Here is a 22,930-nt window from a genome sequence, read left to right as displayed (position 1 = left end):
TTGTGGCATATTTTTTAGGCAATTTTGGAAGGAACCCCTGCATGACGTCCAGTGACCTGATCAATGTCCGAAAAATTCTGCTGACGGTTGAGGAAATCAACCATGACGGGGGTCCGGAACGGGATGACCCGATCCTCAAGGGTGCCATAGGCGCGGTTCTGGCGAACCCGTTCGCAGGTGAGTATGTCGAGGACATAACGGGCATGATGGGGGCACTGAACCCGCTCGGCCTTGAAATGTCGGAACGGCTGGTCAGTGCTCTCGGCGGTGATGTCTCGGCCATTGAAAGCTATGGCAAGGCCGCGGTTGTTGGCGTGAACGGTGAGCTGGAGCATTGTGCGCTCTGGCATGTGCCGGGTGGCTACGGCATGCGTGAATTGCTGGGGAGCGCCAAGTCGCTGGTGCCGTCGTCGGTCAAAATGGGTGGCGCCGGTGTACGGATTGATATTCCGCTGCATCATAAGGATGCCTGCTATGTCCGCAGTCATTTCGATGCGATTGAGGTCGGGGTGCCGGATGGCCCGAAACCGGATGAAATCGTATTCTGGCTGGCCATGACCACAGGTGGTCGCCCGCATCCGAGAGTTGGGGGCCTTGAGGTTGAGGATATTATTGGTGAAGACGGCCTGCGTTGACCGCTACAGGAAAAAACAAAGCAGGGCGTAACATCCCGTTCCTGCGGAGCGGGAGAGATACCAGAGACCGATATCCAGCAGGCTGGCGACGGACATCACGGGAATCGCCACATGCAGTGTGAAATACCAGAGCGCCCAACGGGTGAATCTGGGGCCGGGGGCGATGACCCCATTGATGGCTTTGGTCTGTTTGCGCGACATGTCGGGAGCAGTATCGCATGAGTGGCGGTGCTGTCCATCCTGCCTCCGTCAGGCTTGAACTCGATGCCATCGGGCAGGCGGCATGGGAACGTCTGTTCGATGCCATCCCGGACAGTGTTCTGGAGCAGAGCTGGACATATGGCGAGGCTGTCCGGCTGGCGGCTGGCCGGTCCGTGACGCGGGGGCTGATCATGTCCGGTGAGGCCCCGGTTGGTCTGGTGCAGGTTTTTATCCATAAATTTTTTGGCTGTATTGCCATCCCGGAAATTCTGCGCGGCCCGGTATTTCTGCCGGAGACCAGTGAGGATGAGAAACAGGCTGCACTCTCGCTGGTCAGGCAGCAGTGGCGGCGGGGCTTTGTGCAGTTTCCCCGCTGGATGCCGGAGTTGCCGGATACTCCGGAGGCTCAAAGTCTGCTGCGGCAACTGGGTGTGCGACAGGTCGTCACCGGATACCCGACGGTTCTGGTCGACCTGACGGCATCAACGGTTCAGATGCGGGCCGGACTGGACGGGAAGTGGCGGAACGCCCTGTCCCAGGCTGAGAAATCCGGGCTGAAGGTGAAGTTTGCGCGTGGTGGAAAGGCCGTTGAAAAGGCGGTCCGTCATTATGATGCGATGCGCCGCAAGCGCCGGTTCTCCGGTCCGTCCGGGGCCACTGCAACGGCGTTCCATCAGCTGGTCCGTCGCCAGCGTGACCTGCTGGCGGTCACAGTCTCCCGGGGGAGTGATGTTCTGTCCGGGGCCCTGTTTCTGGGGCATGGCCAGACAGCAACTTATTATATGGGCTGGACCGCGAAAGCCGGCAGGGCGGTTAATTCACAGAATCTGGCTCTGTGGCGCGGGATGCTGAAGCTGTCAGAAGACGGTTTTACCAGTCTTGATATGGGGGGAATTGATACCTGGCGCGAGCCGGGAATTGCCCGCTTCAAGATCGGGACCGGCGGTCGCGTCTATATGACGGCCGGAACCTGGATGTAGATATCTCCGGGGTGAGATGAACGCCGCCCCCCGGAATGAGGAGCGGCTGTTCAGTGTTGCTTACTGATCGACAACAAAGCCGTCGCGATGCGGCCGCATCACGATAGGCTTCACGTAGGGAGGACGACGGGTTTCTGCGTCTTCCACCAGATCAATGCCAATTCCCGGACGGTCCGGAATGGAAACGAAACCATTCTCCGGCACCGGCAGATCATCGACAATGTCGGCCCCGAGATGGGTGTCCCCTGACTTCATGATGCCGGCCTCAAACCCGGTTGCATATTCCTGGATGGCGAAATTCGGAATTGATGCATCGAGTTGCAGACAGGCAGCAAGGCCAATCGGTGACAGCGGATTATGCGGGATAACCTGCACATGGAAGGCTTCGGCAAGTGCCGCAACCTTGCGGGCACCGGTGATGCCGCCGCAGAGGCAGAGATCAACGCGGGCATATTCAACACCACCCCTGGCGATCAGCGCCTGGAATTCATAGATCGTCGAGAAACGTTCACCTGTGGCAATGGGAATATGAATTTTGTCAGCCACCCGGACCATTCCGTCAGGGCCTTCCGGACGGATCGGGTCTTCGAGAAACATCGGCGTGAATTCCTCGACACCGCGGGCAAAGACGACGGCTTCAGCCGGGGTCAGGCGGCGATGCAGTTCGATGCAGAGATCCACATCATCACCGACCGCTTCGCGCATCCGCCGGACATTGTCGATGGCGTCCCGCATCTTGGTGATATGTGATTTGAAATAAGTCGCGTCTTCTTTTTCATCGAGAAACGGATTGAGGTGACCAAGTGCCGTGAAACCGGCCTCTTTTCTGCGGACACATTCGGACAGCACGTCATCAATGGTTTCACCATAGACATGGCCATAAACCCGGACCTTGTCGCGGGTTGGTCCGCCAAGCAGCTCGTAAACCGGCGCATTCAGCGCCTTGCCCTTGATGTCCCAGAGGGCAATGTCGATTGCCGAAATGCCGGCATTGATGGCCAGTCCCTGAAAATAGCTGAAACGATGCATGACGTTCCAGTGATGCTCGATAGCGCGCGGGTCCTTGCCAACAAGATATTCGGCAAAGCGGGCGATTGCGGCGCCTGATGCTTCTGTCTGTCCCCAGGCCCCGGCCTCGCCAACACCATGGATACCTGCGTCGGTATCGATGCGGACGAACATGAACTGGCCAATATGCAGTGGCTTTACGCTGGTAATTTTCATTCGGTAACCTCCCTTTTGTACGGTCATTATATCCTTTGAGAAGAACCTAATCTATCGCTGCAGCCAGAACAAAGACTCATATCAGACGTTTCCATGATGCGGTTCGTGATGAACGGTTTTCCACAATGGCGGGGAATGCTGCCTCATTCTATGGTCTCCTCATGAAACCCGGGGACTTCCGCTTTACCAGAACCTACCGGCGTCTGGTGGAAGGGAAGAACATCAACCGGACGTCGTTGCTGGCGACAGATTACCTCAATCATTTTAACGAGGTGGTCATGTTGCTGGAAATGGCACCGGACATGCCTGAAATCCTTGAGGATGCCAGAGACTGGCAGCCTAAGAGCTATTGCGACCATTTTAACGACAGCAATTTCTCTGACCGGCAACTGGCTGTCTGGGCCTATGAAAACGCACCGAAAATCGTCATCGGTCCGTTTGAACAACTGGTCGCGCGGGTCGATAAATATATCCTTGAGGCCATCGAGGATATCAGTGCCGCACCGGCTGACCTTCCGCCAGAGCATCTGCGCCTGCTGGTCAATGAGCGACTGACCCTGATCAAGCGACTGCTTGAGAAGATTGCGTCGATTATCAACGGTGCGGCGCCGCCGAATACCCAGGCAGAGATCGACGCCCTGATCAATGCCGGACCTGACAGTTCAGGCATTTAGCTTTGCCACATTCTTGATGCCGCCACCGCGCACAGTCTGCTGCCCGATGGCGCGTAACACGCCCTCCGCAAATCCGAGTCCGACACCGTTCTGGCTCTGATAGTAAATTTTCCACTCGGTATTTTCGAATTTCAGGAAAGCGAACGCACGGGGCAACTGTGCCGTTCCGTAATCCTTGAAATCCAACTGTCCGGCGAGTCCTAGGCCGTGGTCATGAGGACCCTTTTGATATTCCGTCTGCATATAATTTCCGCCGCCCTGGACATGATAGACACGGTAGCTTCCGGCATCGATCTGGTCGACACGGATGTGACAACCACTGAAATCCGGCGTGAAGACGAAGATCCGGGCACCCGGATCCACGGGAACCAGACAGGACCCGCCCTGTGGCACCCAGTAGCCCAGCAGCGGCAATTCGCCGGCATTGGCGCTCCAGGGAGCGAGGCGGGCGACGACATTTCCGTCGATTGTATGCTTGTGCAGGTTGAACGGGGCACTGCCTGCGTCCAGTCCGGCAATCCCGGAAGCGGTCATGAATTTGGAGGAGACAAACAGCAATGTATTCGCACGCAGTTCCTGATTCAGTCCATCTGACATTCAGTATCTCCATTGATAGCGGTATCGGGGCAGGAGACTACCGGGAAGAACCAAATAATTTCCTTCGCTGCCGCCCGTGTCACGCGTCAGAAGTTTGCCGTGCCGTAAGGGTCATCGCACTTGTTGCAGAGCGGGATATGCCCGACGGAGCCTTTCTCGAATGCCTTGAGGATGCGCCGGAACTTCTTCCCCTGCATGATGTCTTTCAGGCTTTCCTGCGTGATATTGCCGATCTCCAATTGCCCGTTGGCGTCGTAACAGCCACAGGCGGTGACCCGGCCATCGAAATAGATACCGACGGACTGGGTCAGGATCTTGCAGACTGAAAGCGACGAATGTTTCACGTCGCGATAGCTGTAGAGTTCCGTTTCCTCATCATATTTGCCGATTTTCATGGTCCCGCCGAAATTGTTCGGTGTGACCGGAAGTACGCGAAAGTCACCAAGACTATCGAGAAATTCCTGTGTCTTGCGGACAAAGTCTGAAGAGTCAGTGGAGGTGACGGCCTTGACAGTGAGCTGGGTTCGGGAACGTTTCTTCTGCAGTGCATCGGCGATGTGACGCAGATTCCGGGTAACCTGTTCGAACTTGCCGCCGACATAGGTCGTCTCATAGCTCTCCTTGTCCCAGCCGGCGAAGGAAAACTGCATGAAATCGATACCGGTACCGGCAAGCCGGTCGGCACGCTCTTCCGTGAAGGGCGTGCCGTTTGAGACGATACCGACATGAAAGCCGCGACCGACAGCATATTCGAGGAATTCGAAGATCTTCGGATGCAGGAAAGGCTCACCCTGTGCCGCAAGGATCACAATGTCGAACAGCCCGTTTGCCGCGCATTCATCAAGCGCGTGCTCGAACAGCTCCATAGTCATGAAGCCTTCATTTGATTCCCATATGTGATGGCCGCACATGGTACAGCGCAGATTGCAGCGGCGGGAAAGCTGAATATAGACCTTCTCGCGCTGAAACCCTCTTTGCTCAAACTCCTGAACCTGGAGTTCGCGCGCCATCTGAAAGGCGTTGGTCGAGTCATCCTTACGACCTGCCAGAGCCTCGGCCGTGCCGCGCATGAACCAGCTTTTTGCATGTGCAGGTTCGGCTGCGATAATTTTTGCCAGCTCGCCAACAGCCTCATCAAGCCGGATCTGTTCGATCAGGCAGGCGGCAAGGTTGGCCCGTGCTTCTGTCAGCGATGGTTTCAGTTCCAGCGCCCGGCGCAAATGGATCTCTGCGGTCTGTTGCTGTCCCAGACGGAGCAGGATATCGCCCAGGGCAGCTTCTGTTTCCGGGTGATCGGGCAGCAGTCCGGCCGCTTTCTTGAGGGCCGTGATGGCATCTTCATACCGTTCGTCGGGGATCAGGGCGGCTGCCTTGTTATGCCAGGCCTGGGCAAAGTCCGGTGCAAGGGAAAGGGCCCGGTCGAAGGCATGCCTTGCCTCCCGGAAATTCTTCATGCCAACCAGTGCAAGGCCAAGGTTGTTAGGAATGTTCGGGTCTTTTTTAATCTGTAATTGTTCGGCTTTTTCAATAAACTGAACGGCATTGTTAAAGTCATTTTCGAGATACCGAAGGACGCCTTTCATATGCAGTGATTCTGCATTTTCCGGCTGCCGGGCAAGAATCTGGTCGAACAGTTTTTCTGCAGCGCCACGCCGCCCTTCACGATAAAGCGCATAGCCCCGGGCCATGGCTTCGGCAATCGACGGGCCTGTGTTTGACGGTGTGCCGGCCAGCAGATGTGACAGGGTTCCACCGGTGCTGCCGGGGGTAAACTGTCCCGGTTGCCGGGCGGTGGGGCTACCGCCTTTTTTCTCCAGTGCTCTGCGTTGTTTTCGATTCATTCTGCTTCCCGGTTCAGGACAGGTCAGCCTTTGGCGCTATGACCTGTTCCTGCCTGCGTTCGCGATAGGTAATATAGGCCGTCGAAGCAAAGATGATCATCCCGCCCGCCCATGTAAAGACGTCGGCGATTTCGCCGAACACGACAAAGGCAATTGCAGCGACCCAGATCAGTTTGAAGAAGTCGAAAGGCATGACGACGCTGGTCGATGCAGATTTGAGGGCTTCAGCCATCAGCATTTGTCCGGCCCCGCCACAGAGCCCGATCCCGATAAACCAGATGTAATGATGCGGTTCCGGTGCGACCCAGACAAACAGCGCCGGGATAAGGGTCAGGGGCGTCATGAACAAAGACATGTAGGCTGTGATGGTGACGCTGGATTCGGTTTTGCCCAGAACCTTGATGACCATCAGTGCGGCCGACCATACCAGGGAGGCAAAGATGACCAGCGACTGACCCAGGCCGATTTCCTGAAAGCCGGGGCGAAGGATCAGCAGCACACCGAGAAACCCGACGATGGTTGCTGACCAGCGCCGGATACCAACCTTTTCACCGAAAATGATCGTTGCGAGAATTGTCGCAAAGATCGGGACAGAGAAGCCGAGTGCGGTGACTTCCGTTACTGGTGTGATGGTCAGGGCGGTAAAAAAACAGAGCATGGCTGCTGCATTGATGATCGCGCGCAGCCCGTGCAACCCGGCCCGTTCGGTTTTGAAGGGCAGCAGGCCAAAGCGAATAATCCAGGGGATGATGATCAGCATGCCGAAAAGATTACGGAAAAAGGCAATCTGAAAGGGATGGATTCCCATTTCACCGACATATTTGATAGAAGTATGCATGCTGGCGAAAAACAATGTCGCCACGATCATCAACAGCGCGCCTTTGGCCGCGCCGGAAAATCCGCGCTTATTCGGTTCAGTCTGTGACAAGATATATATCCGGTTGCGGGTCGGGATCGACCTCGTAAACCATGCATGAGCGGATGATGGCCTGCAAGCCTGCAAGGCAGATTGTGGATCATCCCTATTGATTCCGTAATCGTGCGGAAAGATGATCCGGCAGGTCGGGTTACCCTGAAACACGGTGACAGAAGAGGAAAGGTTACGACTCCAGATGGAACTGTCAGGTGATGGACCAGGATTTGTTGATCGGCTTCGCGCCTGGTGGGAAGGTGAAGAGCAGGATCCGGTCTGGCAAAACGGACAGCCGGTCGAGGTTTTTACGCCGAAGAACCGTCCGCCGGAAGTGTCGGAACATGACGAGGCGGCCCGGGCTGCCGGGTATCTGCCGATGCCTGCACCTGAATTTCCTTCCGTCGCGGACCTTGATGATCGCTGGCCCGAGTGGCGTCTGGATATGGCCGAACGGCTTTGGGGTGATGGTTTGCTGACCCCCGGCGGGCTCAGCTACGCCACGGATTTCGTAAAGGCGATGATGCCGGCTTCAGAGAAAAGCTTTCTTGATCTCGGGGCTGGAATTGGTGGCGCAGTACGCGGCATCAACAAGGAATTCGGGGTCTGGATGACCGGGATGGAGCCGAGCGAGGCGCTGGCGGAAATCGGCAAGGAAACTTCAATCAAGCAGGGCCTTGGCCGGCGCGCCCCGGTCAGCTGGTACGATCCGGACCGGATCAGGCTTGAAGCCCGGAAATATAACGGGGTTTATGCTTTCGAGACTTTTTACAAATTTGCCGATAAGGGGGCTGTATTCGATGCCTGCCATCTGACGCTCCGGCATGGCGGGCATCTCATGTTCACTGATTTTGTTCTGGCGCATCCCGGCGATCCCGGAGAGACGGTACGTAAATGGATGAGCGCTGACCGGGTGGTTAACCCGCTCTGGACGGCAAAACAGGTCCATGCGGCACTGGCAGAACGCGATTTCGACGTCCGTGTAGCCGAGGATATGACCGATCAGTACCGTTCGATGGTGCTGACTGGCTGGCTTCGTCTGCTGGACAGCCTGACACCGGGGAAGGTTGACCGCAGTTTCGCGATGAACATGATCCGGGAATGTGAATACTGGATGGCGCGTGTCAGTGCGCTCGATAGCGGGGCTTTGCGGGTCTATCGGTATCATGCAATGAAGCCATCTGCGGAAGTAATGTAACTTTCCGTCAAGTGGGCGTTGACAGCCCGAGGCCGACCCCCTATTTTCCGCCGCTCTCGAACACAGCCGCGTTTTGACGCAGGGGTTTGCAATGAAAGTACGGAATTCGCTTAAGTCTGCGAAAGCGCGAGATAAGAATTGCCGCATCGTCCGCCGCCATGGTCGGGTGTATGTCATCAATAAGCGCAATCCACGGTTCAAGGCTCGTCAGGGCTGAACTGCTGGATCCTTCCGCAGAACGGAAACCGCGCCTTACGGCGCGGTTTTTTGTTTGTGGGGCCATTAATGTCGTGGCCTATCTCTCTCGTCTAAATATGGCTACAGTTTCAGGCCATCGTCGGGAGAACAGACCATGCAGATGCCCAAACCAGATCAGTCGATCTTTGACCGCCGACATCAGATCATCGCCGCAATGCGCGATATCGTGCCGGGAGAAGGGGTCATCGTCGATGAAGACGAGCTGCGGGCCTATGATTGCGATGGTCTCAGCGCCTATCGGCAACTGCCTCTGATCGTCGTGCTGCCGGAGACCACCGATCAGGTGGCCCGGATCATGCGCTACTGCAACGAACACAAGGTCAAGATTGTCCCGCGGGGTGCGGGCACTTCGCTGTCCGGCGGCTCGCTGCCGCTGGCTGATGCGATTACGCTGGGCCTTGGCAAGTTCAACCGGATTCTGGAGACAGACTGGGAGAACCGCTGCGTCGTAACCCAGCCTGGCGTGACCAATCTGGCGCTTACCAAGGCGGTGGAACATCGCGGATTTTACTATGCACCGGACCCGTCGAGCCAGATCGCCTGTTCGATCGGCGGCAATGTCGCGGAAAATTCCGGCGGGGTGCATTGCCTGAAATACGGCCTGACGGCGAATAACCTTCTGGGGCTGGAATTTGTCACGATGGAAGGCGAGGTGATGCGCGTCGGTGGCCGTCATCTCGATTCGGGCGGTTACGATATCCTCGGCATGATCACCGGCTCCGAAGGGCTGCTGGGCATCATTACCGAAGTGACGGTCCGTATTCTCCAGAAACCGTCAACCGCCCGCGCCCTGCTGATCGCTTTCCCGACAGTGGGTGAAGGCGGAAAATGTGTCGGTGACATCATATCCGCCGGGATTATCCCCGGTGGTATGGAGATGATGGACAACCCGGCTATTGTTGCAGCGGAAGCTTTTGTGAATGTCGGCTATCCCACTGATGCCGGCTCCCTGCTGATTGTCGAACTGGACGGGCCGGAGGTTGAAGTCGACTATCTGATCGAGCGGGTGCGCGAGATTGCCGAGAGCTGTGGTGCTTCCTCTGTGCGAATCAGTGAGAGCGAAGAAGAACGCATGGCCTTCTGGGCGGGCCGGAAGGCCGCTTTCCCGGCGGTCGGTCGCCTGTCGCCGGATTATTTCTGTATGGATGGCACGATTCCCCGCTCCGAGCTGCCGCGGGTGCTCTCCGAGATGGGGGAGATGTCGAAGAGATACGGTCTGGGCGTCGCCAATGTGTTTCATGCAGGGGACGGAAACCTGCATCCGCTGATCCTGTTCGATGCCAACAAGCCGGATGACCTGCGGAAGGCAGAGGATTTCGGGGCCGATATTCTCAAGCTTTGTGTGCGGGTCGGCGGGGTGCTGACCGGTGAGCATGGGGTTGGCGTGGAAAAACGTGACCTGATGGGCGAGATGTTTGATGAGGACGACCTGAAGCATCAGCAACGTCTGAAATGTGTGTTTGATCCGGACGGGCTGCTGAATCCGGGCAAAGTCTATCCGACCCTGCACCGTTGCGCCGAAATGGGCCGTCTGCATATCACCGGGGGCAAGATCCCCTTCGCTGACCTGCCGAGGTTCTGAAGATGCAGACATTACGACCGGAGAATGCCGAAACCGTGCTGGAAATGATCCAGTGGGCGCTGGCAAACGAGCAGGCGCTGACAGTGCACGGCACAGGCAGCAAGGATAGCGTTGGGCGTACCGTCGATGCGGGACACGGGCTTGACCTGTCCGGGCTGAGCGGTGTGACGCTGTATGAGCCGGGGGAACTGATTCTGGCGGCAGGTGCAGGCACCACAATGGCGGAAATCAATCAGCTGCTGGTCGAGAACAACCAGCAACTTGATTTCGACCCGCCTGATTTCAGCAAGCTGCTCGGCAGCAGCTCTGCCGGTACCATCGGGGGTATTCTGGGGGCGAACCTGTCCGGTCCCCGGCGGATCAAGTCAGGTGCTGCCCGGGATCATTTCCTCGGTTTTCACGGCATCAGCGGACGGGGAGAGAACTTCAAGTCCGGTGGCCGTGTCATGAAAAATGTGACCGGCTTTGATCTGCCGAAAGTCATGGCCGGCAGCTGGGGCACGCTGGCGGTGATGACAGATGTCACGGTAAAGGTTCTGCCAGCACCGGAGAAGACCTACACGGTTCTTGTCAAAGGACTCGACAGGGCAGGTGGTATCGCGGCCATGACCGCAGCCATACAAAGCTCGCATGAAGTCTCATCGGCAGCTCATCTTCCGGCGACGGTCGCAGCACGCAGCGGGGTATCCTATGTTTCCGGCGCCGGTGGCGCCGTGACAGCGATACGCGTGGAAGGCTTCGCACCCTCGGTGCTGGCACGATGTGCTGCCCTGAAGGCGCTGCTGGGCACATTTGGCGAGGTGGAAGAACTTCACAGTCACAACTCAGCAACATTATGGACCGAAGTCCGTGACGCCAGCTGGTTCGCTGGCAGCGATAAGGCAATCTGGCGCGTCTCTGTACCGCCAACTGCAGCGGCGGCCATCAGCGAAACCTGTCCGGGCGAAGTCTATTTCGACTGGGCCGGTGGTCTGGTCTGGATGGCGGTTGATGCGACGGGTGATGCCGGTGCATCGGCTATACGCGACGCCGTTGCCGGTTGCGGAGGTCATGCAACATTGATGCGTGCTCCGGACCCGGTACGCCGTAATGTCCCGCCGTTTGAGCCTTTGTCCGGTGTCGCAGCAAAGATCACGGCCAGTCTGAAACAGCAGTTTGATCCGAAGGGAATTCTGAATCCCGGCCGGATGTATGAGGGCGTCTGATGCAGACCAATTTTTCGATTACCCAACTCAATGACCCGGATATCCAGGTCGCTGACTCGATTTTGCGGAAATGTGTTCATTGCGGGTTTTGCACGGCCACCTGTCCAACCTTTGTGTTGCTGGGCGATGAGCTGGACAGCCCGCGGGGACGCATTTACCAGATCAAGGATGTGCTGGAGAATGACCGGCCTGCAAGCCCGCGCTTTGTGAAGCATATCGACCGCTGCCTGAGTTGCCTGTCCTGCATGACGACCTGTCCGTCCGGTGTGAACTACATGCATCTGGTGGACCATGCCCGGGCGCATATCGAGAAGACCTACAGCCGGCCATTCTGGGAGCGGCGTCTGCGTGACCTGCTGGCCTTCACGCTGCCGAATCCGACCCTGTTCCGGCTGTCGCTGATCGGGGCAATGCTGGCCAGACCGTTTGCCCGATTCCTGCCGGGGCGTCTGAAAAGTATGGTCAGGATTGCGCCCCGCTCGATTCCGTCTCCATCGTCTTTCGATCAGCCGAATGTCTTTCCCGCGGAAGGTGAGCGGATCAAGCGGGTGGTACTGATGACCGGCTGTGCGCAGAAGGTTCTGGCACCGGAGATCAACGAAGCCACGATACGCCTGCTGACCCGTCATGGCTGCGAGGTGGTGATCGCCAGTGGTGCCGGTTGTTGCGGTGCGCTGACCCATCACATGGGCCGGATTGATGACAGCCATGCATCTGCCCGCGCAAATATCGAAGCCTGGATGCGGGAAATCGAAGGCGACGGGGTTGATGCCATTGTCATCAATGCCTCGGGCTGCGGGACGACGGTCAAGGATTACGGCTTCATGTTTCGCGAAGACCCGGAGATGGCAGGGCCGGCAGAACAGATCGCCGGACTGGCCCGTGATATTACCGAAGTTCTGGCCGAGCTTGACCTGAAAGTTGACGCTTCGCCGGAACCCATGCGGGTTGCCTATCATTCGGCCTGCTCGCTACAGCACGGCCAGAAGATTACCCGGCTGCCGAAGGATCTGCTGACCCGTGCGGGCTTCACCGTACTGGACGTGCCGGAGGCGCATCTGTGCTGTGGATCAGCCGGTACCTATAACCTGATGCAGCCGGAAATCGCCGGGCAGCTGAAGGAACGCAAGCTACGAAATATCGAGAGCACTGATCCAGACATCATTGCCGCCGGTAATATCGGCTGCATGACCCAGATCGGTTCCGGCACGGAAATCCCCATTGTTCATACGGTTCAGTTGCTCGACTGGCGAACGGGCGGGCCTGATCCGCTCAATGCCGGATAAAACTCATAAGTTCGTGAATAGCTGAATTTCCTTCTTGGAGATTTACAGCGTCATGACCAACTATTCTGTCATGGGACAGATACAGGCCATGCTTCATCGACTTCGCAGGGTGGCAATACGGGGGATTGCGGTCTTCGCCCTCGTCAGCGCCCCGCTGATGCCCACGAGTGCGGGGCAGGACGATCCTGCTCTTGCGGGTCTTTTCAAGCTGCTGCGCACCTCGACTGAGGGCATACAGGCTCAGATACTTCAGAATCAGATATGGGTGATCTGGCATCAGCATGACGATCCGGATGTCAGCAGGCTGATGGATCGCGGTATTCGCGCCATGCATGAAGCAGATTACCCCGTTGCACTGGCCGCTTTTGATGCGGTGACTGAGTTGGACGATCAGTTTGCCGAGGGGTGGAACAAGCGGGCGACACTGTACTACCTGATGGGTGACTATGACCGCTCGGTGCTGGATATTCAGAAGACACTGGAACTGGAGCCCCGGCATTTCGGAGCGCTGTCGGGTCTTGGTCTGATCAATATGGCGCTGGATCGCAAGGATGCGGCCATCGCGGCGTTTGAGCAGACAATCGCGGTTAATCCACACGCCACCGGCGCACGCCAGAATATTGAAATGCTCCGGGAAGCTCAGAAGCGCGAGCGTATCTGAGACTATTCCGGGGCCTGTCAGGCAGGCCCCGGATGAGGCAGGTCAGTCGCCAACCCAGGCAATGCGCAGGGTATTGGTTGCACCGGGGGTGCCAAAGGGCACGCCGGCGGTAATGACAAGTCGCTGACCGGGACGGGCAAAGCCTTCGTCACGGGCTGCGGCACAGGCGCTTTTCACCATATCGGCCATATTGTCCACGTCCGGCATGATCTTGGAATGGACACCCCATACCAGCACCATGCGACGGGCAATGTTCTCATAAGGGGTTGACCCGAGGATCGGTTTTTCCGGACGTTCGCGGGCTGCACGCAGGGTGGTGGAACCGGAACTGGAGAACGTGACGATCGCAGCGGCATCAATCGTATTGGCGACTTGATGGGCGGCAGCGGTTATGGCATCGGCGGCTGTACGTTCCAGATCGATCTGTTCATGAGACCGGATATCCCGGTAATAGGGATCGTTCTCGGTCTTGCAGATGATCCGGTCCATCATTTCCACGGCCTGAATCGGGTATTCCCCGACGGCGGTTTCGGCAGAAAGCATCACCGCATCGGCACCGTCATAAACGGCGGTTGCCACATCCGAGGCTTCGGCCCGTGTTGGGGCCGGAGAATTGATCATTGATTCAAGCATCTGGGTGGCGACCACGACCGGACGCCCCTTGGCCCGGCAGGCCCGGACGATCTTTTTCTGCAGAGCCGGCACATCTTCGGGCGGGCATTCGACACCAAGGTCACCCCGGGCAACCATGACAGCGTCGGACAGGTCGACAATTTCATCCAGTCGCAGCATTGCCGCAGGCTTTTCCATTTTCGTCATGATTGCGGCACGACCGGCAACCAGCTTGCGCAGTTCAGCAACATCGTCGGGGCGCTGCACGAAGGACAGGCCAACCCAGTCGACGCCGATATCCAGACCGAACTGCAGGTCATCCCGGTCTTTCTGGGTCATGGCAGACAATGGCAGCACCACATTCGGCACATTCAGTCCCTTGTGGTTCGACAGGACGCCGCCATTCATGAGCGTAACCTCGGCACCATCATCAAGGGCCTTGTCGACCCGTGCCCGAAGCTTTCCGTCATCAAGAAGCAGGATTGAACCTTTCGTGAGTACGGCGAAAACTTCCGGATGGAGCAGGGGAGCGCGTTTGTCGTCACCTTCTGTCGGGTCGAGGTCGAAACGGTATTTCTGACCTTCTTTCAGGGTAACCTTGCCATCCTTTATCTTGCCGACCCGAAGCTTCGGGCCCTGCAGATCCATCAGAATGGCAATCGGTCGCTGTACCTCCGCTTCAATCCGGCGGATCGTGTCGACATTCGCCCGGTGGTCGGCATGTGAACCATGCGAGAAATTCAGCCGGAAGACATCAGCGCCGGCTTCATAGAGGGCGCGGATACTTTTTTCATTGGCAGTTGCCGGCCCCAGAGTAGAAAGGATTTTCGTATTTCTCGCACGTCGCATAGGAATTCCTCATGTCAGTACCCCGCAGGAGAATGTCCGGCGGAGAGGTTATTTACGATGGGGCGGACGCTATATAACACGGCTTCCGGTTGTGTCTCCACACTCCTCGGCTTTTCAATTCTCTGTTAGTCGGGTTATCTGTTTCAGATGGATGGAAATATCGATCAGCTAAGCGCAATCGGGTCATCACTCCTTGGCGCAGAAGACGGTCCGGCCGTTACCGTGGTTAATCCTGACGGGCTGTCCCGCACGGTATTGTGCTGCGACCATGCCAGTAATCGCATTCCCGCCAGTCTGGGCAATCTGGGCCTGGACCGCTCGGTGATTGAAGATCATGTCGGCTGGGATATCGGTGCGGAAGCCATTGCCCGGCATCTGTCTGCCGAACTGAATGCGGCAGCCGTGATTTGCGGCTATTCCCGGCTGGTGATCGACTGCAATCGCCCTCCGGGGTCACCGGCGTCAATACCGGAAATCAGTGACGCTATCGCCATCCCCGGCAACGAGGGATTGTCCCCGGCTGAAAAGCGTCTCCGGGAGAAGGAAATTCTGGAGCCTTATCATCAGGCGATCCGGGACCAGATAACCGGACGCTGGCAGCAGGCCAGCCCGCCGGCGCTGGTCTCAATTCATACCTTCACCCCGGCCCTGCGGGAGACCGGGGTCGGGCGGCCCTGGCAGATATGTATTCTGTGGGGACATGATGGCCGTATCGCACAGCCGCTGATGGATAATCTGGCGCAGGTCGACGGGCTGATTGTCGGGGATAATGTGCCCTACAGCGGACGTAACGTCGCCTATACGGTCAACAGCCACGGATTTTCCAATGATCTGCCTCATGTGGGAATCGAGATCCGGCAGGATCTGGTGTCCACGCCTGAAGGGGCAAAAAAATGGGCAATGATTCTGCTCGATTCCCTCGGGCCGGTTCTGGCTGATCCCGGTCTCTATCAGCAAAGGCATTTCTGATGGCACATGCGGAACCTGCATTCAGCGTCGGTATTGAGGAAGAGTACTGGCTGGTCGACAAGGAAACCCGGAATCTGGCGTCAGACCCGCCGGCCGACCTGGTCGAACGCTGCAATGCGTCGGCCTGTGCCGAGGTCAGCCCGGAATTTCTGAAGTCGCAGATTGAGATCGGGACCAATCCCTGCCGGACAATCAAGGAGGCGGCTACCGAACTGAAAAGCCTTCGGGCCTGTGTTGCAGAGACAGCGGGGGAATTTGGTCTGGCCCCCATAGCCGCTTCCACCCATCCCTTTGCGGAATGGGCAGACCAGGAACATGCAGACAAGGACCGGTATAACGCGCTGGCGGAAGAATTACAGACTGTGGTCCGGCGTCTGCTGATCTGCGGGATGCATGTGCATGTCGGTATCGAAGATGCAGATATGCGGATCGATCTGATGAATCAGGTCAGTTATTTCCTGCCGCACCTGTTGTGCCTGTCGACCTCGTCACCGTTCTGGCGCGGGGTGAATACCGGGCTGATGTCGTACCGGCTGAGCGTCTTCAAGGAATTGCCACGAACCGGATTGCCGGACCGTTTTGATTCATTCTCGGCCTATGAGCGGCATGTGGATTCGATGGTCAGTGCGGGGATCATTCAGGATGCGACCCGTCTGTGGTGGGATATCCGGCCATCTGCCCGCTATCCGACACTTGAGATGCGGATGTCGGATATTGCGACGCGGGCCGAAGATACCATCACGATTGCTGCACTTTATGTCTGTCTGTTGCGAATGCTGTTCCGTCTGCGGACCCAGAATCAGCGCTGGCGTATTTACAGCGGCATGCTGGTGGCAGAGAATCGCTGGCGTGCCCAGCGTTACGGCTTTGACGGGGGCCTGATCGATTTCGGGGCAGGGGCGGTCATTGGTTATGATGCGCTGCTGGATGAAATCCTCGATCTCATCAGCGAAGATGCTGAAGCGCTGGATTGTGTTGAGGAAGTCAACAATGCACGGAATATCCTGACACGCGGCACCAGTGCACATCGCCAGATCGAGACGTTTGATGCCGCCATTGCAGCCGGTGCCAGTCGCCAGGAGGCACTTGAGGCCATCGTCGATATGCTGATGGCGGAAACGGTGACCGGGCTCTGATCTTGTCGATATCATTGCAGCGATTACCTAAAGGATTACCGCTGATATAACCGGGGAAATGATCATGGATAAACAGACACAGACTGAACTTGAAGCCGCAGCCTTTCGCACCCTTGTCGCGCATTTGCGTGAACGTACAGATGTGCAGAATATTGATCTGATGAATTTGTCGGGTTTCTGCCGGAACTGCCTGTCGAAATGGTACCGCGCGGCGGCAGAAGACAAGGGGCTGGATTTGTCTTACGACGATGCGCGGGAAATCGTCTATGGTATGCCTTATGCTGACTGGAAGGATAAGTACCAGACGGAAGCGACAGCCGATCAGAAGAAGAAGTTTGCGGAAGCCGACAAACATAGCTGACCCGGGGATGCGTCATGCCGATTTTGAAACAATCCGCCTCTGACGCCATCCGGACTTTCAAGCATAACAGCCGTCGCACGAACCATCTCAGAGACGGCGATGTGAAGGCCGAGGACCGGTTCATGCTGGCACCGGTGCAGTCCACTTCGCACCGGTTGCGTGCAGGTGAATCGATTTTCACGATCGGTTCCTGCTTTGCCCGTAACGTCGAACGTCATCTGGATATGATGGGCTTCGATGTCATCAATCGCCGGATTTATGATGAAGCCGAGCGTCTGGCGATTCTGCCGGGCATTGATAACCGCTACACACCGTTTTCGATGCTGAACGAGTTTCGCTGGGCGCTCGACCCGGATTTCCGGACTGATTACGAAGCGGCTCTCTACAAGGTTGGCCGCGGTCTTTGTTTTGATCCCCATATGCATTATGCGATGCGGCGGTTTCCGGTCGCGACGGCGCTGGGGCGCCGGGACTATCTGAACGAATGTAACCGGTCGATTACCCGGTGCCGGACGATCATCATGACCCTTGGTCTGGCGGAAGCCTGGTGGGACAGCAAACTTGGTCTCTATCTGAACTGGTCACCGCAGATGCGCTGGATAGATCAGGAACCGGACAGATTCGAGTTTCATCTGCTAGGCTCTGAAGATGTCTGTGAAGCACTCGAATCAATCTATGCTCTGCTGGATATCCACGGGCACCCCGACTTTCAGATCCTGCTGACAGTCTCACCGATTGAGATGATGGCGACCTTCCGGCCGATGGACGCTTCCGTTGCGAATATGCATTCGAAATCGATTCTGCGGGCGGCAGCGGGTGCGTTTGTCGAGAAGCATCAGAATGTTGATTACCTGCCAAGTTTTGAAATTGCGCTGTTGTCTGACCCCTGGGCGGTCTGGGCCGGTGACCGGGTTCATATTCAGGATGACGCGGTTGATTTTATCGTCCGCTCGGTGATGGCGCCTTATCTGGCGGATGAAGGTGATGTTCAGGCAGTCAGGGCCGCTGACTCGCTGTCGGAGAGAAGCCATCAGAAGCTGTTCCGGAAACAGCGCCAGTTGGAAAAGCGTCTGGAACGGCTGGAGATGGAAAAGGCTCATCTGGAAACAAGCGTCGGCAATCTCCAGCGATCGAACACCAACTATCTGCGACAGATACTGGAACTTCAGCAATCCGGCGACTGATCCTGACAGACCTCTGCACAGATTTGTGATGTCCGATGGATGGTCTTCATGAGCATCCGGCAGTAGCATCCGCTTAAACGTGAAAAGGAGGGCAATATGGCTCTGAGAAAGACTGTAATGATAGCAGCTGCACTGGCCTGCTCGGTGGTGGCTGGTCCGGCTTTTGCCAAGGAATTTCGCTGGGCGGCGACAACCGACCCGGTGACGATGGACCCCCATGCGACGAACACATCGCCGGTACTGGGGTTTCTGAATAATGTTTATGAAGGTCTGGTTCGGCGAAACCCGGATATGGGAGTTGAACCGGCACTGGCGGAAAGCTGGGAACCTCTCGGCGACAAGGGCTGGCGGTTCAACCTGCGCAAGGGTGTGAAGTTTCATAACGGCGAAGATTTCAACGCCGATGATGTCATCTTCTCCTACCAGCGGGCTTCGTCAGAAGATTCCGATGTCCGCTCCTGGTTTGCCCCGGTGACGGCTGTCAGCAAGGTTGATGACTATACTGTCGATTTCATGACGACATCGCCGAATCCGCTGTTTCCCGGATCCATTGCCAACTGGATGATGATGGATGAAGGCTGGTCGACGGCCAACAAGTCCGAGAAACCGAGCCGGGAAACGGGTAATCACGCCACCCTGAATGCCAATGGTACAGGGGCCTTCAAAGTCCAGAGTCGCGAGGCCGGGGTGAAGACCGTTCTGGTGCCTTTCGACGGCTGGTGGGATACGCCTGCACATAACATCACCAGGGCAACCTTTACGCCGATCACCTCGGCGGCGACCGCTGTCGCGGCACTGCTGTCCGGCGAAATTGATTTCTTCGAGCCGCTTCCGCTTCAGGATATTCCGCGTATCAAGGCGCAGTCCGGACTGAAGGTTGTCGAAGGTGTTGAATCGCGGGTGATTTTCTTCGGCTTTGAACATGAAGCGGATGCCCTGCGATATTCCAACATCACGGATCGAAATCCGTTCAGGGATGCACGGGTGCGTCAGGCGGTCTATCACGCGATTGATGCCGATGCGATTGTGAAGAAGATCATGCGGGGCAATGCCAAGACGGCGGGTCTGCTGATCGGACCGGGTAATAACGGATACCGCAAAGAAGAAGACACACGGCTTGCCTATGATCCGGCCAAAGCGAAAGCCCTGCTGGCTGAAGCAGGGTATCCGGACGGCTTTTCATTTGGCATGCGCTGCCCGAATGACCGCTATATCAACGACGAATCGATCTGTGCCGCCGCAGTGGGAATGCTGGCAAAGGTTGGCCTGAAGGTCGAACTGACGGCGGTCCCGGTACGTAATTACTGGAAGGAACTGCGGGCAGACCAGTTTGATATGTATCTGCTGGGCTGGTCACCGGGAACCTTCGATGCCGAACATCCTTTCCGGTTCCTGATGGCGACACCGAATTCCGAGAAGAAACTCGGTTCCTGGAATTTTGGTGCCTATTCAAACCCCCGGGTTGATGAACTTCTGCCGCAAATCCAGAGCGAGATCGATCCGGAAAAGCGCCAGGCAATGGTGGATGAAGTCCACAATATCCTGAAGGCGGACGCGGTTTATGTCCCGCTGCATATCCAGCCGCTGGTCTGGGCAACAAAGGCCAATATCGATCTGGCACAGCGCACGGATAATTTCTTCATCCTGCGCTGGGTGAAGATCAACTGACGGACCTGAAGTAACCCTCCTCCGGTTTCCGGGGGAGGGCTTTTCAGCGTTCGGCAATTTCCTGAATCATCTTGTTGCGGATGGCGAGAGCAAATTCCTCGCGGCTTTCGGCAACCATGGCAAAAGCGCCGAAACCGCCAATGACATCCCGGCGGTAATGTTCGATCAGGGCCAGTCCGCCGGGGCCGCGAAACCCGCCGCCGGCTGTCTTGATCACCAGCGCATTGATGGTAATTCCCTGATTCATAGCCTCGTCACGAACCGGCCCCAGTGGTTCCCCATTGATCTGCGGCCCGTCACCGGAAATATCGATGATCTTTCTGGGGGCATCCCACTGGTTCGCGACGATCATGGCATTGGCATGGATGATAGCATTGGAAATGGAGTTGTAACCGTAGACGACGCGGGGCGCGGCCAGCAATCTGTCGGCAAAAACCTGTGCGCTGGCCAGGTCTGAGATAACCATCCAGTCGACAATGGTTTCCTGACTTTCGGGCGCACCCCATTCCATATAGGCCAGCGCAATACGCCCAAAACGTCCGGACTGGATGGCGGACAACACATCAGGGTCAGTAATGGCGGAAGCATACCCGGCGCGCTGCAAGGCGAATTCACCGGCATCAATTGATCCCGACCCGTCAGCGGCCAGAACCAGTTCCAGATCCACCTGATCCACAGCGGATTGTGCCCGCGACCCTGTCGAACTGAACAGAATGATCAGAAACAGCAGTAAGGCAGTCAGGCGCATTTGAACCCCGCATGTCAGACTCTGAAAATATACTCCTCGCCGGCCTTGCGGCAGATATCCGGGGGATAGCTCTCGAACTTGTCAGCGTAATACTGCGCCCGGTGATCGCCCTCTGCGGCCTTGTTATAGGTAAAATAGAGGATACGGCGCTGTTTGTCCGAGAGATTCGGTTTTGACCCGTGCGGTGCATAGGAATCAAAGAATATGACATCACCGGGTTCTGTTGGAACCGGGGTCATGTTCATGCCGGCGATATCTGCATCCGTCATCGGCTCCCACTCGCGCTTCAGCAATCCACTGTTGTTGAAGCCACGGGCGATTTCCAGACAGCCATTTTCAATCGTCGCCTTGTCGATGGAGACAAGCACGGAGACGAAGAATCCGGCATAGCGTTCCCATCCGGCCTGGCTGTCCTGATGTGGCTTGAATCCGTCTCCGCCCGGTTGCTTGAAGTTGATCTTTTCCTTGAACAGGAGGGCAGGTTCTTCCAGCAACTGGCTGACCATGCCGGTCAGGCCGTCATTGAAACGGTTGAAGCCGGGATGGACTTCAAGGAACTTCTCGATTCGACAGAGTACCTTTTGGTTGCCCCCGCGCTGATCCTGTTCCCAGTAGAACCACTGCTTTCCCGGTTCTTCCGGTCCGGCAGATAATTCATCCGACCAGTCGGAGACTGCCTTCATCGTCTCGGGATTATACAGACCGCGAACGATCAGGTAGCCGTCAGCGCGGAACTGATGGATCTGTTCATCGGTGAGGGTGGGGTGGGTGTTGAGGTCTTGCTGGATCGTCATTGTCGGCAATCAATCATCAGTGTTGAGCAGCTTGTCCCGCCGGGCTTCATACATTGCAACTGCTGCTGCGTTAGAGACATTCAGGCTTTCCATATGCCCGGACATCGGTAATCCGGCCAATTCGTCACAATGTTCACGTGTCAGCCGGCGCAATCCGGCACCTTCTGCGCCAAGAACCAGAGCCAGCCGTGTGGTTTTTGCATCGCCGTTGAAAACCCTTCCGGCTTCACCGTCAAGCCCGATCCGCCAGAAACCGGCATCTGCAAGCTGGTCAAGGGCCCGGGCCAGATTGGTTTCGCGGCAGAAGGGGACAATTTCCAGAGCCCCGGATGCAGCCTTGGCCAGGGCACCTCCGGCAAGGGCGCTGTTGCGTTCTGTCGCGACGACAGCCGTCGCGCCAAATGCTGCGGCAGAGCGCAGAATTGCGCCGACATTCTGCGGGTCTGTGATCTGATCAAGTACAACGATCAGCGCCGGTTCATTTTCACCCAGAGCTTCGAGAACGTCATACAGCGAATCGTCTTCAAGAGGTGTCGCCTGCAGAACCAGCCCCTGATGCGGGGTGTCCGGCGGCAGCATGCTGTCCAGATCGCTGCGTTCGACGACCTGTACCTCACAGTTGTCGGGAACTGACAGGTTTGCCAGTGCCGGACGGGTCGCTGACAGGCGGCAGTTGCGGCGTTTCGGGTTTGCGAGCGCAGCCAGTACCGCATGCTGGCCATAGAGCATTATCCGCCCGTCTGAGGCCGCTCGACTGTTGCGGGGAGAATTGCCACGACCGGCCTGCCTATGAGCACCGCCGGATTTGTGAGAAGATCTTGATCGTTTAGCCATGACGGTAATGTTGCTGAAAGGGCGCTGAATCGCCACCGCAAATACATCCGGGAATATCCGGCATGCAAGTGTCCTTTGTCTGTTGACATGACTTCCGAAATCATCATATTGCGCCATTCCGTTTCGCTGGACGAAAGCGCGGCGTGCGGAGGAGTGCCCGAGTGGTTAAAGGGGACGGACTGTAAATCCGTTGGCTATGCCTACGTTGGTTCAAATCCAACCTCCTCCACCATCGCCTTTCGACCTGGTGTGCGGAGCCCGGTATTTGGGCGGGTGTAGCTTAGTGGTAAAGCCCCAGCCTTCCAAGCTGGTTATGTGGGTTCGATTCCCATCACCCGCTCCAGTTCCCCGGGTAGATTCGTATTTTTGTATCGGCCGCCAAAACGAGAGAATTGACACATGGGTAAGGCAAAGTTTGAGCGCACGAAGCCGCATTGCAACATCGGCACGATTGGTCACGTTGACCATGGCAAGACGTCGCTGACGGCGGCGATCACGAAGGTACTGGCGGAAGCCGGTGGTG

At 57.0% G+C, this 22,930-nt stretch carries 24 protein-coding genes and 2 tRNA genes; 17 read left to right on the top strand and 9 right to left on the bottom strand.

Annotation, left to right across the window (positions count from 1 at the left end; translation table 11 throughout):
• Window positions 1-41: 41 nt before the first annotated feature.
• The gene (locus GH722_18635; GenBank protein MRG73783.1) at window positions 42-635 is read left to right on the top strand and encodes an amino acid synthesis family protein; all 594 of its coding nucleotides are present in this window, start codon (window positions 42-44) and stop codon (window positions 633-635) included.
• A 3-nt stretch (window positions 636-638) separates the two neighbouring features.
• Here GH722_18635 and GH722_18630 read toward each other — a convergent pair whose 3' ends face one another.
• Window positions 639-836 (bottom strand): hypothetical protein, encoded by a 198-nt coding sequence (locus GH722_18630; protein ID MRG73782.1) that lies wholly within the window; start codon window positions 834-836, stop codon window positions 639-641.
• A gap of 17 nt (window positions 837-853) precedes the next feature.
• On the opposite strand from GH722_18630, the gene GH722_18625 reads away from it, so the two are divergent.
• Window positions 854-1,816, top strand: coding sequence for a GNAT family N-acetyltransferase (locus GH722_18625; protein ID MRG73781.1), 963 nt, complete (start codon window positions 854-856; stop codon window positions 1,814-1,816).
• A gap of 60 nt (window positions 1,817-1,876) precedes the next feature.
• On the opposite strand, the gene dgoD is transcribed toward GH722_18625, so the two are convergent.
• Window positions 1,877-3,040, bottom strand: a complete 1,164-nt coding sequence (dgoD, locus tag GH722_18620) for a galactonate dehydratase (GenBank protein MRG73780.1) — start codon at window positions 3,038-3,040, stop codon at window positions 1,877-1,879.
• Window positions 3,041-3,201: 161 nt separating this feature from the next.
• Between dgoD and GH722_18615 the strand changes: the two genes are divergently transcribed.
• Window positions 3,202-3,714 carry a hypothetical protein gene (locus GH722_18615; GenBank protein MRG73779.1) on the top strand — a complete coding sequence of 171 codons (513 nt, stop codon included), beginning with the start codon at window positions 3,202-3,204 and terminating at the stop codon, window positions 3,712-3,714.
• Here the strand turns inward: GH722_18615 and GH722_18610 are convergent.
• The 3 genes from GH722_18610 to GH722_18600 form a co-directional block, all read right to left on the bottom strand.
• Window positions 3,703-4,311: a hypothetical protein gene (locus GH722_18610; GenBank protein MRG73778.1), complete on the bottom strand. Its 609-nt coding sequence runs from the start codon at window positions 4,309-4,311 to the stop codon at window positions 3,703-3,705. The two genes, GH722_18615 and GH722_18610, sit on opposite strands and share 12 nt — an antisense overlap.
• Before the next feature lie 86 nt (window positions 4,312-4,397).
• The gene (locus GH722_18605; protein MRG73777.1) at window positions 4,398-6,152 is read right to left on the bottom strand and encodes a tetratricopeptide repeat protein; all 1,755 of its coding nucleotides are present in this window, start codon (window positions 6,150-6,152) and stop codon (window positions 4,398-4,400) included.
• Window positions 6,153-6,165: 13 nt separating this feature from the next.
• The gene (locus GH722_18600; protein ID MRG73776.1) at window positions 6,166-7,080 is read right to left on the bottom strand and encodes an EamA family transporter; all 915 of its coding nucleotides are present in this window, start codon (window positions 7,078-7,080) and stop codon (window positions 6,166-6,168) included.
• A gap of 184 nt (window positions 7,081-7,264) precedes the next feature.
• Here GH722_18600 and GH722_18595 point away from each other — a divergent pair, with 184 nt between their 5' ends.
• From GH722_18595 to GH722_18570, 6 genes are all read left to right on the top strand, one after another.
• A complete protein-coding gene (locus tag GH722_18595; protein MRG73775.1) occupies window positions 7,265-8,260 on the top strand; it encodes a methyltransferase domain-containing protein in 996 nt (331 codons plus the stop codon).
• A 91-nt stretch (window positions 8,261-8,351) separates the two neighbouring features.
• Window positions 8,352-8,477 (top strand): 50S ribosomal protein L36, encoded by a 126-nt coding sequence (gene rpmJ / locus GH722_18590; GenBank protein MRG73774.1) that lies wholly within the window; start codon window positions 8,352-8,354, stop codon window positions 8,475-8,477.
• A gap of 135 nt (window positions 8,478-8,612) precedes the next feature.
• Window positions 8,613-10,100: an FAD-binding protein gene (locus tag GH722_18585; protein ID MRG73773.1), complete on the top strand. Its 1,488-nt coding sequence runs from the start codon at window positions 8,613-8,615 to the stop codon at window positions 10,098-10,100.
• Between the two features lie 2 nt (window positions 10,101-10,102).
• Window positions 10,103-11,305 (top strand): glycolate oxidase subunit GlcE, encoded by a 1,203-nt coding sequence (gene glcE / locus GH722_18580; protein ID MRG73772.1) that lies wholly within the window; start codon window positions 10,103-10,105, stop codon window positions 11,303-11,305.
• Window positions 11,305-12,591, top strand: coding sequence for a glycolate oxidase subunit GlcF (gene glcF / locus GH722_18575; GenBank protein MRG73771.1), 1,287 nt, complete (start codon window positions 11,305-11,307; stop codon window positions 12,589-12,591). The genes glcE and glcF overlap by 1 nt, the downstream gene beginning before the upstream one ends.
• A gap of 52 nt (window positions 12,592-12,643) precedes the next feature.
• Window positions 12,644-13,252 (top strand): hypothetical protein, encoded by a 609-nt coding sequence (locus tag GH722_18570; protein ID MRG73770.1) that lies wholly within the window; start codon window positions 12,644-12,646, stop codon window positions 13,250-13,252.
• Window positions 13,253-13,294: 42 nt separating this feature from the next.
• Here GH722_18570 and pyk read toward each other — a convergent pair whose 3' ends face one another.
• Window positions 13,295-14,713 (bottom strand): pyruvate kinase, encoded by a 1,419-nt coding sequence (gene pyk, locus GH722_18565; GenBank protein MRG73769.1) that lies wholly within the window; start codon window positions 14,711-14,713, stop codon window positions 13,295-13,297.
• A gap of 147 nt (window positions 14,714-14,860) precedes the next feature.
• On the opposite strand from pyk, the gene GH722_18560 reads away from it, so the two are divergent.
• From GH722_18560 to GH722_18540, 5 genes are all read left to right on the top strand, one after another.
• Window positions 14,861-15,682 (top strand): N-formylglutamate amidohydrolase, encoded by an 822-nt coding sequence (locus GH722_18560; GenBank protein MRG73768.1) that lies wholly within the window; start codon window positions 14,861-14,863, stop codon window positions 15,680-15,682.
• Window positions 15,682-16,818, top strand: coding sequence for a carboxylate-amine ligase (locus GH722_18555; GenBank protein MRG73767.1), 1,137 nt, complete (start codon window positions 15,682-15,684; stop codon window positions 16,816-16,818). The genes GH722_18560 and GH722_18555 overlap by 1 nt, the downstream gene beginning before the upstream one ends.
• A gap of 64 nt (window positions 16,819-16,882) precedes the next feature.
• Window positions 16,883-17,179 (top strand): DUF1244 domain-containing protein, encoded by a 297-nt coding sequence (locus tag GH722_18550; GenBank protein ID MRG73766.1) that lies wholly within the window; start codon window positions 16,883-16,885, stop codon window positions 17,177-17,179.
• Window positions 17,180-17,193: 14 nt separating this feature from the next.
• A complete protein-coding gene (locus GH722_18545) occupies window positions 17,194-18,363 on the top strand; it encodes a hypothetical protein (protein ID MRG73765.1) in 1,170 nt (389 codons plus the stop codon).
• Between the two features lie 117 nt (window positions 18,364-18,480).
• On the top strand, window positions 18,481-20,031 hold the full coding sequence (locus GH722_18540; GenBank protein MRG73764.1) for an ABC transporter substrate-binding protein: 1,551 nt from the start codon (window positions 18,481-18,483) through the stop codon (window positions 20,029-20,031).
• Window positions 20,032-20,074: 43 nt separating this feature from the next.
• Here GH722_18540 and GH722_18535 read toward each other — a convergent pair whose 3' ends face one another.
• The 3 genes from GH722_18535 to rlmB are packed head-to-tail and all read right to left on the bottom strand — an operon-like array spanning window position 20,075 to window position 22,407.
• Window positions 20,075-20,779: a DUF1194 domain-containing protein gene (locus tag GH722_18535; protein MRG73763.1), complete on the bottom strand. Its 705-nt coding sequence runs from the start codon at window positions 20,777-20,779 to the stop codon at window positions 20,075-20,077.
• A 14-nt stretch (window positions 20,780-20,793) separates the two neighbouring features.
• The gene (locus GH722_18530; protein ID MRG73762.1) at window positions 20,794-21,573 is read right to left on the bottom strand and encodes a phytanoyl-CoA dioxygenase family protein; all 780 of its coding nucleotides are present in this window, start codon (window positions 21,571-21,573) and stop codon (window positions 20,794-20,796) included.
• Between the two features lie 9 nt (window positions 21,574-21,582).
• Window positions 21,583-22,407 (bottom strand): 23S rRNA (guanosine(2251)-2'-O)-methyltransferase RlmB, encoded by an 825-nt coding sequence (gene rlmB, locus GH722_18525; protein MRG73761.1) that lies wholly within the window; start codon window positions 22,405-22,407, stop codon window positions 21,583-21,585.
• Between the two features lie 147 nt (window positions 22,408-22,554).
• On the opposite strand from rlmB, the gene GH722_18520 reads away from it, so the two are divergent.
• From GH722_18520 to tuf, 3 genes are all read left to right on the top strand, one after another.
• A tRNA-Tyr gene (locus tag GH722_18520) sits at window positions 22,555-22,639 on the top strand.
• A 37-nt stretch (window positions 22,640-22,676) separates the two neighbouring features.
• Window positions 22,677-22,750, top strand: a tRNA-Gly gene (locus GH722_18515).
• 56 nt (window positions 22,751-22,806) lie between these two features.
• On the top strand, window positions 22,807-22,930 hold a 124-nt coding region (gene tuf / locus GH722_18510; GenBank protein ID MRG73760.1), incomplete at its 3' end, for an elongation factor Tu.

It is taken from the genome of Alphaproteobacteria bacterium HT1-32 (assembly GCA_009649675.1).
Taxonomy (GTDB): domain Bacteria; phylum Pseudomonadota; class Alphaproteobacteria; order Rhodospirillales; family HT1-32; genus HT1-32.
Note: the sequence above shows the minus strand (reverse complement) of the source record. Positions and strands in the feature narration are given on the sequence as shown.

Bases quoted from the DNA above. Each gene is read 5' to 3' on its own strand.
- GH722_18635 (MRG73783.1), top strand. From the start codon at position 42: ATGACGTCCAGTGACCTGATCAATGTCCGAAAAATTCTGCTGACGGTT.
- GH722_18630 (MRG73782.1), bottom strand. From the start codon at position 836: ATGTCGCGCAAACAGACCAAAGCCATCAATGGGGTCATCGCCCCCGGC.
- GH722_18625 (MRG73781.1), top strand. From the start codon at position 854: ATGAGTGGCGGTGCTGTCCATCCTGCCTCCGTCAGGCTTGAACTCGAT.
- dgoD (MRG73780.1), bottom strand. From the start codon at position 3,040: ATGAAAATTACCAGCGTAAAGCCACTGCATATTGGCCAGTTCATGTTC.
- GH722_18615 (MRG73779.1), top strand. From the start codon at position 3,202: ATGAAACCCGGGGACTTCCGCTTTACCAGAACCTACCGGCGTCTGGTG.
- GH722_18610 (MRG73778.1), bottom strand. From the start codon at position 4,311: ATGTCAGATGGACTGAATCAGGAACTGCGTGCGAATACATTGCTGTTT.
- GH722_18605 (MRG73777.1), bottom strand. From the start codon at position 6,152: ATGAATCGAAAACAACGCAGAGCACTGGAGAAAAAAGGCGGTAGCCCC.
- GH722_18595 (MRG73775.1), top strand. From the start codon at position 7,265: ATGGAACTGTCAGGTGATGGACCAGGATTTGTTGATCGGCTTCGCGCC.
- rpmJ (MRG73774.1), top strand. From the start codon at position 8,352: ATGAAAGTACGGAATTCGCTTAAGTCTGCGAAAGCGCGAGATAAGAAT.
- GH722_18585 (MRG73773.1), top strand. From the start codon at position 8,613: ATGCAGATGCCCAAACCAGATCAGTCGATCTTTGACCGCCGACATCAG.
- glcE (MRG73772.1), top strand. From the start codon at position 10,103: ATGCAGACATTACGACCGGAGAATGCCGAAACCGTGCTGGAAATGATC.
- glcF (MRG73771.1), top strand. From the start codon at position 11,305: ATGCAGACCAATTTTTCGATTACCCAACTCAATGACCCGGATATCCAG.
- GH722_18570 (MRG73770.1), top strand. From the start codon at position 12,644: ATGACCAACTATTCTGTCATGGGACAGATACAGGCCATGCTTCATCGA.
- pyk (MRG73769.1), bottom strand. From the start codon at position 14,713: ATGCGACGTGCGAGAAATACGAAAATCCTTTCTACTCTGGGGCCGGCA.
- GH722_18560 (MRG73768.1), top strand. From the start codon at position 14,861: ATGGATGGAAATATCGATCAGCTAAGCGCAATCGGGTCATCACTCCTT.
- GH722_18555 (MRG73767.1), top strand. From the start codon at position 15,682: ATGGCACATGCGGAACCTGCATTCAGCGTCGGTATTGAGGAAGAGTAC.
- GH722_18550 (MRG73766.1), top strand. From the start codon at position 16,883: ATGGATAAACAGACACAGACTGAACTTGAAGCCGCAGCCTTTCGCACC.
- GH722_18545 (MRG73765.1), top strand. From the start codon at position 17,194: ATGCCGATTTTGAAACAATCCGCCTCTGACGCCATCCGGACTTTCAAG.
- GH722_18540 (MRG73764.1), top strand. From the start codon at position 18,481: ATGATAGCAGCTGCACTGGCCTGCTCGGTGGTGGCTGGTCCGGCTTTT.
- GH722_18535 (MRG73763.1), bottom strand. From the start codon at position 20,779: ATGCGCCTGACTGCCTTACTGCTGTTTCTGATCATTCTGTTCAGTTCG.
- GH722_18530 (MRG73762.1), bottom strand. From the start codon at position 21,573: ATGACGATCCAGCAAGACCTCAACACCCACCCCACCCTCACCGATGAA.
- rlmB (MRG73761.1), bottom strand. From the start codon at position 22,407: ATGGCTAAACGATCAAGATCTTCTCACAAATCCGGCGGTGCTCATAGG.